5 protein-coding genes are annotated in these 14,245 nt (G+C 62.3%); 3 read left to right on the top strand and 2 right to left on the bottom strand.

Going from position 1 to position 14,245, the window contains the following annotated elements; genetic code table 11:
- Window positions 1-19 precede the first annotated feature (19 nt).
- A complete protein-coding gene (locus ACNAOH_RS06920) occupies window positions 20-11,794 on the top strand; it encodes an autotransporter-associated beta strand repeat-containing protein (protein WP_443969467.1) in 11,775 nt (3,924 codons plus the stop codon).
- A 295-nt stretch (window positions 11,795-12,089) separates the two neighbouring features.
- On the opposite strand, the gene ACNAOH_RS06915 is transcribed toward ACNAOH_RS06920, so the two are convergent.
- Entirely contained in the window at window positions 12,090-12,485 is a 396-nt protein-coding gene (locus tag ACNAOH_RS06915) for a winged helix-turn-helix transcriptional regulator (RefSeq protein WP_443969466.1), read from the bottom strand.
- A gap of 77 nt (window positions 12,486-12,562) precedes the next feature.
- Here ACNAOH_RS06915 and ACNAOH_RS06910 point away from each other — a divergent pair, with 77 nt between their 5' ends.
- On the top strand, window positions 12,563-13,105 hold the full coding sequence (locus ACNAOH_RS06910) for an FMN-dependent NADH-azoreductase (RefSeq protein WP_443969465.1): 543 nt from the start codon (window positions 12,563-12,565) through the stop codon (window positions 13,103-13,105).
- A 167-nt stretch (window positions 13,106-13,272) separates the two neighbouring features.
- Here the strand turns inward: ACNAOH_RS06910 and ACNAOH_RS06905 are convergent, their stop codons facing one another.
- On the bottom strand, window positions 13,273-13,479 hold the full coding sequence (locus ACNAOH_RS06905) for a hypothetical protein (RefSeq protein WP_443969464.1): 207 nt from the start codon (window positions 13,477-13,479) through the stop codon (window positions 13,273-13,275).
- Window positions 13,480-13,674: 195 nt separating this feature from the next.
- Between ACNAOH_RS06905 and ACNAOH_RS06900 the strand changes: the two genes are divergently transcribed.
- Window positions 13,675-14,220, top strand: a complete 546-nt coding sequence (locus ACNAOH_RS06900) for a Csu type fimbrial protein (protein WP_443969463.1) — start codon at window positions 13,675-13,677, stop codon at window positions 14,218-14,220.
- Window positions 14,221-14,245: the final 25 nt, after the last annotated feature.

The raw sequence follows: 14,245 nt of genomic DNA, 5'->3' as shown, positions 1-14,245 counted from the left end.
TGTGTGTGAGGAGTATCCGATGAGCAATGCAGTCGATCAGCACGGCCGAAAAGTCGGTCAAGTGTCGCGGCGCTTGCTTTCAGGTAGCTCTCTTGCTGCGCTGATTCTGTTAGCAACGGCTTTGCCGGCGCAGGCTCAGAATGCAGACAGAAACTGGGATGCGAATGGCACCGCAGTTGGCACCGGTGGCACCGGCACCTGGAACCTCGGCAATCTAAACTGGAGCCCCAGTGGCGACGGCGTCAGCGGTCCTTATAACCTTCCTTGGACGAATGCGGCTCTCGACAACGCTATCTTCGGCGGCACCGCAGGGACGGTGACCCTCGCGGCGCCGATCACCGTTCATAACCTCACTTTCAACGTGGCTGGATACACCCTGACCGGCAACACGTTGACACTTGCAAGTGTGGCGCCGACCATCGCGACGAACAGCGGAAACACCATCATAGATTCCGTGGTCGCAGGCTCGGCCGGCCTGACCAAAGCCGGCGCCGGCGGATTGATACTGAACGGCGTCAATAGCTTTACGGGAGACATTCTTCTCAACCTCGGCAGCATCTATGCGGGCAGCGACGCTGCCTTGGGCAATGCCGCAAACAATATTTTTACTGGTGCCGGAGCCACGGTTCGGCTGTCGATCACCGGTGCCGGCACAAACCGCACCGTCACGATCGGCAACGCGGGCACCTTGATCCTGGAAGGCGCGGGCGCAGGGTCCGCGTTGATCACAGGCAACGGCCGGGTATCCGTTGCAGCCAGCGGCGTGACGATGAGCAACGATGCCAGCACCTACACGGGTCAAACCATCTTTTCCGGTTGCAATGGCGTCTGCTCTGCGCGTTTCACCTCGATCGGCGATCTCGGGCAGGCGAGCTCACTCGGCGCGCCGGTGACAGTGCTCGATGGCACGATCGTCTTCAATCAACAAAGCCAGTATACTGACAGCATCATCTATCTGGGCGATGGCGACAGTTCGAACCGGAACTGGGACATCAACGGCAACGGCGCGATCATCCGGAACCAGGGAACGGGCACGCTGACGATCACGGGCGATGTCGACGTTTCAACGGGCAGCAGTTTCTATGCCGAAACCGCTAACCTCGAACTTTTCGGCATATTGAGCGGGGGTGCTTACGCGTTCAATGGAGCCAACGGCAATGTCGTCACGTTGGGCGGCGCCAACACATTCATCGGTGCGGCCAGTATCGGCGGTCTCGTCAAGGCGTCGGTTCTGGCGGATATTGGCGCAGTCAGTTCACTCGGTGCCGGCACGAACATCACGTTAAGCACCGGATCGCTAAGCTACACCGGTACGGGTAGCAGCAGTAATCGCGTGTGGATCGCCAACGGCGCTGGTGGGATTCTGAACGACGGGACGGGTGCGCTGAATCTGAGCGGCGCGGCAACCTTCGCCGTCGGCGGCGCGGCCGACAGTCTGACGCTGGGTGGAACTTTTTCTGGCGAGAATATCTTCTCGGGCGCCATTTCCGGCGCTGGCAATCTGATCGGAAACGGCGCCGGCACCTGGGTTCTCGGCGGCGCCAGTGATTTCACGGGCAGTGTGACGGTCAATGCGGGAACGTTGAAGGCGGGCACTGCCTCGGCCTTTGGCGCGGCCACCGGTTTCATCGTGAATGGCGGCACACTGGATCTGGGCGGTTATGATCTGATCGCCCCGTCGCTGACCGGCTCGAGTGGAACTGTGGCGCTGGGTTCAGCCAATCTCACCGTGGCTACGGCCGCAGACGTTGTTTTTGCCGGGAGCATCACGGGCACCGGCGGTTTGACCAAGGCCGGCACGGGCACCCTGACCCTCAGCGGGGCGAACAGCTACACCGGTGCCACTACGGTCAATGGCGGCACGCTCGCCCTCGGCTTCAACAATCCCGGCGCACCGGTTACCGATATTGTTTCCAGCGCATCGACGCTGAACATGGCTGGCGGCAGTCTAAGAGTTTTTGGCACGACTCAGAATAATGTTCAGACCTTCAATGGCCTCAACATCGTCGCCGGCAACAATGTGATTGGCGCGCAATCCGGCAGTGGCAGCGTCACGATCAATTTCGGCGCGATCAACCGCGCAGGCGGCCTGATCGACTTCGCGCTGCCGGTTACAGGCAATTTCACCACCAGCAACACGAGTCTGGGCGGTTGGGCCACGATCAACGGCACAGATTATGCCAAGGTTGTCGGCGGCAACATCGTCGCCTTCACCGATGCGGACTATACCGATCAGGATGACGCGTCCCTTTGGACGGACGGCCAATATATTTCGGACAGCGACGGCGACGCTGAAAGCTTTTCGGGAACCGTGGCGAGCAATGTGCAGCTTGCCGGCCTGCAGTTCACCACCTTCGATCCGACGACCACCGTCACGATCGCGCCAGCGGCGACGCTGGGTGTCGACGGCACCATCATCGTCGCTCCTTCGGTGGGACCCAACAACCAGACAATCACCGGGGGCGCCCTGACCGGTGGCACGGGCGGCAGCACTCTGGGCGTGCAACAAAATGGCGGCGGTATATTCACCATCGCGTCGACGATCGTAAACAATGGCGGTTCGACCAGCTTTGCCAAAAGCGGTAGCGGCACCGTGCGCTTGACGGGCGCCAACAGCTATGCCGGCGGCACGACGCTGAGCGGCGGAAGGCTGGAGGTGGCGAGTCTCGCTAATGGCGGGGTGAACAGCAGCATTGGCGCTTCGTCCGCCGATCCCGCAAATCTGCGACTGGAAAACGGCACGCTTGCCTATATCGGGGGGTCGGACGCGGTGTCCGATCGCGGTATCACCCTGGTAAACGGAGGCAGCGAGCGGGCGATTCAGGTCGATGGAAGTCGCACCGTCGAATTCTCCGGCCTGGTGACGAGTCCGGACGACGCGGGCCTGACCAAGGCCGGCGGGGGCACACTGGTGCTGTCCAACGCTGCGAACGACTATGTCGGTGTTACGACGATTACCGGTGCCGGCAGCACGCTTTCGGTCAACACGCTGTCCGGTGGCGGCACCGTGAGCGGCATCGGCGCCGCGAGCAGCGATTCGGCCAATATCGTGATGAGCAATGGCGGCCGGCTGCAATATACCGGCGGCACGGTCGCCATCGACCGCGGCTTTACACTCGAGGCCGGGCAGGGCGGCATCGACGTGGCCAATGCGGGCACAACGTTAACAGTCGGCGGTATCGCGACGGGGGCGGGATCGTTCTTCAAGGACGGCGCGGGTACGCTCGTCCTCAGCGGCGCCAACACCTATACTGGCGATACGACCGTTAATGCCGGTGTCCTGCGCGCAGGTTCGGCGCAAGCGTTTGGTCCAGGCGGCCGTTATATTACCGTCAATAGCGGCGCGACACTCGACCTTGGCGGTTTCGACGTCGGCGCTGCGGCTGTTATCGGCGGCGGGCTGATCGATCTTGGCGGGCGGACGCTGACGACGGGCGGCGGCGGCGGCATCTTCACGGGCCGCATTACCGGCACGGGCGGTTATACCCGCATCGGCGGTTTCACCCAGACGTTCAGCGGCTGCAACAACGACTACACCGGCGTCACGACGATCGGCGGAGCCGTTTCGATCGACTGCATCGCCAATGGCGGGCAGGCGAGCGGCATCGGCGCTTCGTCGGCAGCGTCGTCGAACCTCGTCTTCGCGGGCGGTACGCTCGCCTATACAGGCGCCAGCGTTTCGACCGATCGCGGCTTCTCGATGACTGGCAACGGGGCTCTTAACGTCTTTAACGCCGGGACGACGCTTGAATTTTTGGGGAACATCACCGGCAGTGGGCAGATTAGTAAGGATGGTGCGGGCACATTATTGCTGTCCGGGGTGAACAATACGACCGGTAATGTGCGTGTGATAAACGGCACTTTGCAGGCCGGCTCGGCCACGGCCTTGCGGAGCGGCTTCATGTCGCTCGACAACACGGCCGGTGTTCTGCTCGACCTCGACGGCTACGATAATAGCGTCCTCTATCTGATAGGCGGCGGCGCGACGGGCGGCAATACCACCCTCGGTACGGCAACGCTGACGATCAGCAGCGGCGGCAGCGCCGCCGCCGTCTATGGCGGTGCGATCTCGGGAAGCGGTGGCCTGATCAAGAATGGCGGCAGCTTCCAGCAACTGTCGGGTTGTTCGAGCAGCTATGGCGGAACGACGGTCATCAACGCCGGCACGCTCGCGGTCGACTGCCTTGGCGACGGCGGCGCGAACAGCTCGATCGGATCCTCCTCCTCGGCGGCGAGCAATCTCGTTATCAACGGTGGCGCGCTGCGATATGTCGGCACGGGCGGAAGCACGGACCGGCAGTTCACGCTCGGGGCTTCGGCCGCGAGCAGGCTCGAGTCGTGGGGCACCGGCGCAATCGCCTTCACGCAGGCTGGCCCGCTGACCTTCGCCAGCGCGAATACGGCGCAGACACTGACGCTTGGCGGCGCAAACACGGCGGACAATATCTTTGCCGCGCAGATCATGAACAACGGCACTGGCCTCACGCGCCTGACCAAAACCGATGCGGGCACCTGGATTCTGACCAATCCGGGCAGCACCTATACGGGCATCACGACGATCAGCGGCGGCGTCCTCGGCGTCGACAAGCTGGCCGATGGCGGATTGGCAAGCAGTCTCGGTGCATCATCGGCGGCCGCGGCGAATCTTGTCATCGGCAACGGATCGACGCTACGCTACACCGGTGCGGGTGATACCACGAACCGCCTGTTCACCCTGTCCTCCGGCGTCACCTTCATCGAATCCTCCGGTACGGGCGCGGTCGTCTTCACCGACACTGGTCCGGTCACGCTGGCAAGCAACAATCAGGCGCGGACCATTGCGCTCGGCGGCACCAATGCGGGCAACAACACGCTGGCCGGCTCGATCGGCAATGCCGGCACCGGTGTCACCACGCTCGCGAAGAACGACAGCGGCACATGGGTGCTGACCGGCAACCATAGTTATACCGGCTCTACCAATATCAACGGCGGCCTCCTCTCGATAGGAAGTGGCACCACCACAGGCTCCATCGCCAGCGCAATCGTCAATAATTTCGGCACGCTGGCGTTCAACCGATCCGATAGCCTGACCTATGCGGGGTCGATCGTCGGGACGGGTGCGCTCCAGCAGAACGGCGCTGGCACCACGGTTCTGACCGGCGACAATAGCTATACGGGCGGGACGACGATCTCGGCAGGCACGTTACAACTGGGCAATGGCGGCGCGACCGGCAGCATCATCGGCGATGTCGTCGATAATGGCCTGTTGATATTCAACCGTTCGAACGACCTCGCCTTCAACGGCTTGATTTCCGGTAGCGGCGCGGTGACGCAGGATGGCGCCGGCACGACAACACTGGCGGGCATCAACAGCTATGCCGGCGGCACAACGATCAATGCCGGTATCCTGAAGGTTTCCAGTGACACCAATCTGGGCGCTGCCGCCGGTACACTCACCTTCAACGGCGGTACGCTGCAAACGACAGCCGACATGTCGAGCGCGCGCAGTGCGACGCTGGCAAGCACCGGCACGTTCCTGACCGATAATGCGACGACCTTCACCCTCAGCGGCATGATTTCGGGTCCGGGCAGCCTCACCAAGTCGGGGGACGGCCGGCTGATCCTGACGACCGACAACAGCTATTCCGGTGGAACCACCATCGCGGCAGGCCAGCTCCAGCTTGGCAATGGGGGGACCGGCGGCTGGATCACGGGTGACGTGTTGAACAACGGCTCGCTGGTGTTCAACCGCTCCGATAATATCGGATTCAGCGACCTGGTCTCGGGCGCCGGATCGGTGGTTAAAAATGGCGCGGGTATCGTGACCCTGACCGCGAATAACAGCTATCTCGGTTCGACCACCATCAACGCCGGCACGATGACGATCAACGGCGGACTGCAGCTGGCGGCTGGTTCGGTGCTCAATTTCGAGTTCGGCCAAGCGGACGTCGCCGGCGGGCCGCTCAACGATCTCATCAATGTCGGCGGAAACTTACAGCTCGACGGCACCATCAATGTCGATGTGCCAGTGGGCGGTACCTTCGGCGGCGGCATTTACCGCGTGTTCAACTATGGCGGCGTGCTCACGGACAATGGCCTCACGCTTGGCACGATGCCATTCGGCAGCGATGTTTCCGTCCAGACCTCGGTGGCCGGTCAGGTTAATCTGATCAATGCCGCCGGACTTGCGCTGAACTTCTGGGATGGCGATGCCGGCCCGAAGGTCAATGGCCTCGTCGATGGCGGTGACGGCACCTGGCATATCGGCGGTACGGACAAGAACTGGACGAACGCCGCAGGCGCGGTGAACGCGGCCTATGAGGATGGCGCTTTTGCGATCTTCGCCGGGACCGGCGGCACGGTCACGATCGACAATGGCGGCGGCGCGGTCACAGCGTCCGGTTTGCAATTCGCCAGCGATGGCTATCTCGTCACGGGCGATGCGCTGACCCTGACCGACCCGCAGTCGGTCGTCCGGGTAGGCGATGGCACGGCAACGGGCGCCGGCTTCGTAACAACGATCGCTGCCGGACTCACCGGAGCGGCCCAACTGGTCAAGACTGACGCCGGTACGCTCGTGCTGACGGGAAGCAACAGCTACACCGGCGGCACGCTGATCAGCGGCGGCGTGCTTTCGGCTGCCAGTGACAGCTTCCTCGGCGACGTCGCCGGGGCGGTCACGATCGATGGCGGCACCCTGCAACTGACCGGTGCCAGCTCCGCCAACCTGCGTACCTACATTCTGGGTGCGAACGGCGGCGCGATCGACATCACCAGCGCCGCAACCTCGAACGGCGTGCTCAATGCGCTGAGCGGCAGCGGGGGACTGACCAAGCTCGGTGCCGGTACATTCGTCCTCCATGGCGATAACAGCTACACCGGCGGCACGACGATCAGCGCGGGCACGCTGCAGATCGGTAGTGCTGGCACCACCGGCTCGATCGTGGGTGATGTGCTCAACAACGGCGCGCTGACCTTCGATCGCTCAAACGCCTATACCTATGCCGGTTCGATCACTGGCACCGGCAGCCTACGGGTAGCCGGCACCGGGGTGACCACCCTGACGGGTAACAGCAATTATGGCGGGGGGACGCTCATCAATGGACTGGGTGGCGAGCTTCGCATCGCTGACGGTGCCATCGTCACCTCTGGCGGTAGTACGACCCTAGGTCGTTCCAAGCTCAGCGTTGACGGTGCAAATACGGTCTTCAGCACCGCCGCCATTGGCAGCATAAATCTGGCCGGCTCCGGCTCGGCCATGGTGAACGTCACCAATGGCGGCACACTCCGGCTCACGGCAGGCGGCGTGGACATACGCGCTGTATCCCCCGTCTCTACACAGATCAACGTCACGGGGGCGAACTCGCTTGCCGACGTGTCAGGCGGTATCCGGGGAAGCGCAACCTTCAACGGTCCCTTCAACATGACGGTCGGCGCGGGCGGAACGCTGCGCACCGGCGGTGCCAGCCAGATTGGCACCGCGACCAGTACGACCCCGCTTTCCGTGGCGATCACCGGTGCCGGCTCCAACTGGACGAGTACCAGCTCGCTGCTGATGACCGCCGGCAACTTCATCGTCGACCAGGGTGGCGCCGCAAGCTTCACATCCGCAACCTTTGGGACGGCACCAGGGGCAGCAGGTCTGTCGGTGTCCGGAGCCAGCTCGAGCTTCGCCACGACCGGCGATCTCGTCATCGGCAGCGGCACCGGCACGGGTGCGCTCACGCTGACCGAGGACGCGCGGGTCGACGTCGGCGGAGCGTTCATACTTGCCGACAACGCTGCGGCGACGGGCATTCTCAACATTGGCGGCGGCGAGGGGTTGGCTGCAGGGGCAGCGGGCCTGTTCGACGCGCCGACGCTCCACCTCGGCAGCGCGACATCGCGGGTGAACTTCAACCATACCGACCCTGATTACAGCTTGGCATCAGCCATGTCGGGGGCTGGCGCAATCAACCAGGTCGCAGGTGTCACCAGCCTGACCGGCGACAGCTCCGCCTTCACTGGCGCGACCGCCATTTCGGGCGGCTCCCTGTACGTGAACAACGCACTGGGCGGTAACGTTGCCGTGGCGACAGGGGGCACGCTCGGCGGCATCGGAACCATCGGCGGCAATGTGACCGTGGCTGATGGTGCTGTGCTCAATCCGGGCGCTCTTGGCACCGCGCCGGGAGCTCTCACCATCAATGGTAATCTTGATCTGGCGAGTGGCTCTGCGCTCAACGTCAGCCTTGGCAAGGCCAATGTGGTGGGCGGTCCACTTAACGATCTCGTCAATGTGGGCGGAAACCTGACGCTGGACGGCACGCTGAATGTCGAGACCGCCATGGGGGGCAGTTTCGATCCAGGCATCTATCGCGTCATCAACTACACCGGCGCGCTCACGGACAATGGTCTGGTGATCGGCACGATCCCGTCGCCCGACTTCTATGTGCAAACCTCGGTCGCCAATCAGGTGAACTTGGTGAACACGTCCGGGCTGACGTTCCGTTATTGGGATGGTACGGGGGCCAAGAATGACGGCGTCATCGATGGCGGCAATGGTGCGTGGCAGCACTCCACCGGCAACGATAATTGGGTGGATGATGGCAGCATCCCGAATGCGCCGTTCGCGGACAGCGCCTTCGCGGTGTTCATGGGCGTGGCGGGCAATGTTACGGTCGATGGGAGCCTGGGCACCGTCGAAACAGCGGGCATGCAGTTCTTGACCGATGGCTATGCGATCAGCGGGGACGCTATCAGCCTGACCGGCACGCAGGCGGTAATCCGCGTGGGCGACGGTACGGCGGCAGGCGTCAACACGAGCGCGAGGATCAATTCGGCGCTGACCGGCGCGGCGCAGCTGGTGAAATCCGATCTCGGCACGCTGATCCTGAGCGGCACGAACAGCTATACGGGCGGCACGGCGATCAATGGCGGCATCCTGCAGATTTCGGACGATGCCAATCTGGGCGCTGCTGCAAGCGCCCTCAGCTTCAACGGCGGCACGCTGCGGACGACGACGGACCTTACCATCGGTCGCGCGATCGATCTGACTGGTGCAGGCACGCTCCTGACCGACGCGGACACCATGCTCGATCTGACCAATGCGGTGAGCGGGGCAGGCGGCTTGACCAAGGATGGCGCTGGTTCGCTCATCCTCTCGGGCGCCAACAGCTATGCGGGCGGTACGACGGTCAATGCCGGCGCGCTTTTCGTGAATGGCGATCAGTCGGCGGCGGCCGGCCTCACCGGCGTTGCATCCGGCGCAACGCTGGGCGGCACCGGCACGATTGGCGGCGATGTTGTTATCGCGGATGGCGCGACGCTGAACCCTGGCGGCGTTGGCGGTCTGCCGGGCACGCTGAACATTGGCGGCAACCTGTCGCTCGGTTCGGGCTCGACGCTTGCCATGCAGTTCGGTGAAGCCAATGCGGTGGGCGGCGCGCTCAACGACCTGATCGAGGTCGGCGGCGATCTGGTGCTCGACGGCACGCTGGACGTCACCGTCCCCGCCGGGGGTGAGTTCGGTGCGGGTATCTACCGCGTCCTCAACTATGGTGGCGCGTTGACCAACAATGGCCTCAGCCTCGGCATCATGCCGGGCGGCAGCACAGCTACCGTCCAGACGTCGGTCGCCGGCCAGATCAATCTGATCAACACCGATGGTCTCGCGCTCAACTTCTGGGATGGCGCGGCCGGTCCCAAGTTCAACAACGCCATCGATGGCGGCGATGGACTGTGGCAGAACGGCACCGGCAACGACAACTGGACCAATGCAGAAGGCGCAGTGAACGCGGCCTATGCCGATGGCGCCTTCGCGATCTTCGCGGGCACCGGCGGCAAGGTCACTATCGACAACAGCCTCGGACAGGTCTCGGCATCGGGCATGCAGTTTGCGGCGAACGGCTATACCATCGAAGGGGGTATGCTTGAGCTGACCGGACCGCAGGCGATCATCCGGGTCGGCGATGGCTCGACGGCCGGCGCAGCCTTCACCGCAACCATCGCGAGCGAAGTGGCAGGCGCGACTCAATTGGTGAAGACCGACGCGGGCACGCTCATCCTCTCGGGCAGCAACAGTTACACGGGCGGCACGGCGATCGAGGGTGGCACGCTGGCCATCTCGGCGGACGCCAATCTGGGTGATGCGGCAGGCGCCGTCAGCATCGGCGGCGGCACCTTGCAGACGACCGCCAGCCTCTCTAGCGATCGCGTCTTCGCCCTTACGGGAGAGAGCACGATCCTGACCGATCGGGCTACGACGTTCACGTTAGCCGGTGCGCTCTCCGGCACCGGCGCGCTCACCAAAGCAGGTGCGGGCACATTGCTGCTCACCGGCGACAGCAGCGGCTATGTCGCGGCAAGCAATGTCGCAGGCGGCGCATTGGCGGTCGACGGCACGCTCGGTAGCGCCGTGACCATCGCGCAGGCCGGACGCCTGGAAGGCACCGGTCGGGTCGGCAGCATCGTCAATGGCGGCGTTGTCGCGCCGGGCCGTGGCGGCATCGGCACGCTGACGGTTGCGGGCGACTATGCCGGCATTGGCGGCACCTTGGCGATCGAGGCCGTGCTGGGCGATGACAGCTCGGCGACGAGCCGTCTCGTGGTGACCGGCGCGACGTCTGGCAACACCCAGGTTAATGTGACAAACCGAGGCGGCCTTGGCGGTTTGACGGTCGAAGGCATCAAGATCATCGATGTGGCGGGTGCATCCAACGGCACCTTTGCCCTCAACGGCGACTATGTGTTCAACGGTGAGCAGGCGGTCATCGCCGGCGCTTATGGCTATCGCCTCTATCAGGGCAGCACCTCCAGCCCCACGGATGGCGACTGGTATCTGCGCTCGGCGCTGGTTAATCCGGTCGATCCCGATATGCCCACCCCCCCGCTTTATCAGCCGGGCGTGCCGATCTACGAAAGCTACGGCGCGAATCTTCAGGCGCTCAACGGCTTGTCGACGCTACAGCAGCGTGTCGGCAACCGCAGCTGGGCAGCGGGCGCAAACGCTGAGGGAAGCGGGATCTGGGGCAGGATGGAAGGCACGCGCAGCCGCGCCAACGCTGCCGTCTCAACCAGCATGTCCGATCAGGACGTCAACAGCTGGAAGATGCAACTCGGAGCGGACCATGTGTTTGCCGGAACCGACAAGGGCGAACGTTTGGTCGCTGGTGTCACTGCCTATTATGGCGGATCAAACAGCCATGTGCGTTCGATCTTCGGCAATGGCTCGCTCAAGACCGATGGTTATGGCTTGGGTGCGACACTGACTTGGTACGGGCTCAATGGCTTCTATATCGACGGTCAGGCGCAGCGCAGCTGGTATCAAAGCGATCTGAACTCGGCCATCCTGGGCAAGCTCGCCAGGAATAATGACGGCAGCGGCGAAGCATTCAGCGTCGAGGTCGGGAAGCGCTCCGCCGTCGGCCGCAATCTGAGCGTCACGCCGCAGATCCAGATGGCCTATTCCAACGTCCGGTTTGATCGCTTCGCCGATCCGGCGGACGCTGTTGTCGCGGCCGACAAGGGTGATAGCCTAAAGAGCCGCTGGGGCATCTCGCTCGATCATCAGAAAGACTGGGATGGCGGTCGCAGTCATATCTATGGCCTGGTCAACCTCAATTACGAATGGCGCGACGGAACACGCACCAGCGTCTCCGGCACGCCGATCGATTATGCGAATGAGCGGCTCTGGGGTGAACTGGGCGTGGGTGCCAGCGTGAGCTGGACCAAGGGCATCACCCTCTACGGCGAAGTCTCGGGCAACAGCCCGTTCAAGGACTTTGGCGAGAGCTATACGCTTAAGGCCAACGCTGGCGTGCGGATCGCATTCTGATCCCGATACAGTCGTAGTTTGACGCGAACATAACGCTTCAATTAACCGGCGGCCCTTTATGCCTTTCGTGAATCGTGCGTAGCTGTACCTTGCCGGAAGGTAACCGTTATTCCACATCGGCAGAGGTGAAATCCGACCGCTATCGCCCCTTTTTCGCTAATAACTCGCTGGGGAACTGCAGCAAAGTCCCACGATCGACCGGTCGTTATGCCGCGACAGCCTGATGAACAAAGGGCGGGTTTTAGGGAGCCGTTTCGAGCGGTCTAACGTCGACTATGTTGGCGATGCCGGCCCCCTACTCGTTCTTGCATCGTTCATCGAACGCGACCCGTGCAGCATCGATCGCGTCGAGATTATCGTGGACCCATCCGCCGAGCGCCATCACCGGTTCGCACAATGAGCGGCCGAGCGGGGTCAGCTCATAATCTACACGCGGCGGGATACTTGGCGTCACCGTGCGCGCGACGAAGCCCTCGCGCTCCAGCCCGCGAAGCGTGAGTGTCAGCATGCGCTGGGAGATCCCATCGATCCCACGGCGCAACTCGCTGAAGCGCTTCGAGCCGCCAGCGAGGATCATCACCGTGAGGATGCTCCACTTGTCGCCCACGCGAGCCAAGACCGGCGTCACGCGGCGACAATTGCTGTGGTCGACCGCGATCCGATCGGTCACATCGATGTTACCAGCTAACAATTTTGTGCCTCCTTGTGGGCCATATCGAGGAGTAACATATGGTGCCTCGGTTACAAATCCATACCGAGGCACCAAAAATGATTCTCCATATCGATTCCAGCGTCACCGGCGAAAATTCGGTAAGCCGTCAACTCACTAGAGCCATTGTCGGACGGCTGCAGGCGTCCGATCCCTCTGCACAAGTCACCTATCGCGATGTCGTGGCTGATCCGCTTCCTCATTTCGTGTTCGGTGGCGAGAATGAGAGCGTCGATGAATTTCTCGCGGCAGATACCGTCGTGATCGGTGCGCCTATGTATAATTTCTCGGTGCCGAGTCAGCTTAAGGCCTGGATTGACCAGATACTCGTCGCCGGCCGCACGTTCAAATATAGCGAGACGGGTGTGGTTGGTCTGGCCGGTCCCAAGCGCATCATCATCGCGATCTCACGCGGCGGCTTCTACGGCGCAGATACGCCGATGGCCGCGATGGAGCATCTGGAGAGATATCTGCGTTCAGTCTTCGCCTTCATCGGACTGACACCGGAATTCGTCGTCGCCGAGGGCGTGCAGATCGGTCCGGATCATCGGGCAGCCGCAATCGAGAGTGCGCTAGGTCATATTTCCCAGCTGGCTGCCTGAACAAGGCGCCGTTCGGATATGCAACGGTGGCCGAGGCTGGGCCTGTAAGGATGCGGGCCGCTTGTTCAGCGGCAGGTCGACGGCTGAACCGGATCAGCCCTGGCGCCGCATGAACTGGGCAAAGAGCGGCACGCTGAAATCCAGATAGCCATGATCGGCGCTGTAGATCATCCCCTTCGAGATGATGCTCGCCCGGACCGGTCCCAGAGATTTTGGGTGCACCCCATGGTCTGCGCGATGTCCGCCATGGCATAGGGACCATCGCCCAGCTCGGCCATCGCCTTCACGAACTGGATCTCTGCTTTCGTCAGGCGATCGATCCTGACTTTGAAGAAGCCTATTATGGCGGTTCCATCGTCGGGCTCCTTCCTCATCGTAATCCGTATTTTGCGAGCTCAGTGCTCGAGGTCGACCTCCCATCCGGGACGGAAATTGCCACGGAAATTTCATAACGCATCTTTAACGACTCAATATTACCTTACTTTGATGTAAGCAGACGGCCAGTAAAGTATAAAGATAATCAGGAATGTATTGAAGGAAGCTGGCGCGGAATCGGTAAAGGAGAAGATATGGCTATGGTTAAGCAGATCGCTCCGGCTCTGATGGGCCTCTTTGTGCTCGTTGTTCCTGGTGCCGCGCACGCCGACATCACCGGAACGATCGATGCGACCATAACCCTCGAAAGTGGCTGCATCATCAATGGGGCTAATGCGGCAGACGGTGCCGGTAGCGCCGATTTCGGTACGCTGGATTTTGGAACTGAGACAACCCTGTTTTCTCAGGCCAGCGCTCAGGTTACCGGGGCGGGTGCCGGCATTACCGTCCAATGCACGGCGGGCGTGACACCCAATCTTGTTTTTCAGACCGGTCTGCATGACGCCAATGCCTCGGGCGCTGGCAACAAGGCGATGCAGCATAGCTCCACCACGACGCAGTATGTTTCCTATAATCTGCTGCGTGATGACGATGCCACCGTGATCAACAATGGCGATAGCGTTGCGCTTTCCAACGACGGTTCAGAACAGACAATCGCAGTCAATGGTCGAGCTTATGGCGCAGCCGGGCTGATCGCGGGCACCTATAACGACATCGTCACCGTCGTGCTGGAACTCTGACGCGAGGGGTGTGAATAGCGGCGGG

Source organism: Sphingobium sp. CR28, assembly GCF_052327305.1.
GTDB lineage: Bacteria > Pseudomonadota > Alphaproteobacteria > Sphingomonadales > Sphingomonadaceae > Sphingobium.
The sequence above is the reverse complement of the archived record's forward strand: the minus strand, read 5'-3'. Positions and strand labels throughout refer to the sequence as shown.

Coding starts and splice junctions, on each gene's coding strand:
- ACNAOH_RS06920 (WP_443969467.1), top strand. CDS start 20: ATGAGCAATGCAGTCGATCAGCACGGCCGAAAAGTCGGTCAAGTGTCG.
- ACNAOH_RS06910 (WP_443969465.1), top strand. CDS start 12,563: ATGATTCTCCATATCGATTCCAGCGTCACCGGCGAAAATTCGGTAAGC.
- ACNAOH_RS06905 (WP_443969464.1), bottom strand. CDS start 13,479: ATGAGGAAGGAGCCCGACGATGGAACCGCCATAATAGGCTTCTTCAAA.
- ACNAOH_RS06900 (WP_443969463.1), top strand. CDS start 13,675: ATGGCTATGGTTAAGCAGATCGCTCCGGCTCTGATGGGCCTCTTTGTG.